Origin of the sequence: Paractinoplanes rhizophilus (assembly GCF_042664765.1) — a bacterium.
In the GTDB taxonomy this organism is placed as follows: domain Bacteria; phylum Actinomycetota; class Actinomycetes; order Mycobacteriales; family Micromonosporaceae; genus Actinoplanes; species Actinoplanes rhizophilus.
Genome location: NZ_JBHTBJ010000137.1, coordinates 1 through 615 on the forward strand (window position 1 = coordinate 1; position 615 = coordinate 615).

Consider the following 615-nt stretch of genomic DNA (forward strand, 5'->3'; position numbering starts at 1 on the left):
TTGCTCTGACCGGAAAATAGAAGCTTGGCCATGGTGGGGTGTTTGGGCAGGTGGGGGTGCCGGGCCGGTGGCCGGTCCGGGGTGGCGTGTGATGTGTTCAGGCGGCGGCGGTGAGGGTGACGGTGTAGCCGAGGGCTTGTAGTTGCCGTAGGTGGTTGCGGGTTCTTCGTTCTTTGTCGATGCGTTGTTCGTAGTAGTGGCTGCCGAGGTCGTGGTAGCGGGTGGTGGGGTTGGTTAGTAGGTGCCAGATGATGATCAGGGTGGTAGCGGGCGACGGCGACGACGGCTTTGAGTTTGCCGCGGCGTTTGACGATGCGCCGGTAGCGTTCAGCGAGGAAGGTGTCGGTGCGGGCGGCGGTGGCGGCGGCGTGGCCGAGGGTGGCTTTGAGGTAGGGGTTGCCCTTGCCGGTTTTGCCGGTGGTGTTCTTGGCGCCGGATTGGATGGTGCGGGGGCAGAGTTTGGCCCAGGAGACCAGGTGTTCGGCGGTGGGGAACCGGGTCATGTCCAGGCCGATCTCGGCGAGGATGGTTTGCGCGCCGAGGTCGCCGAGGCCGGGGATCTCGGCGAGTCGTTGCACGGCCGGCAGAGCCGGGCCGTTACCGGTATGCGTGCTG

The 615-nt window shown here is 65.9% G+C and carries 1 protein-coding gene; it reads right to left on the minus strand.

The features are described 5' to 3' along the window. A partial coding sequence (locus tag ACFQS1_RS40585) for a transposase (RefSeq protein WP_378978422.1) occupies nucleotides 1-578 on the minus strand: 578 nt, incomplete at its 3' end. Nucleotides 579-615: the final 37 nt, after the last annotated feature.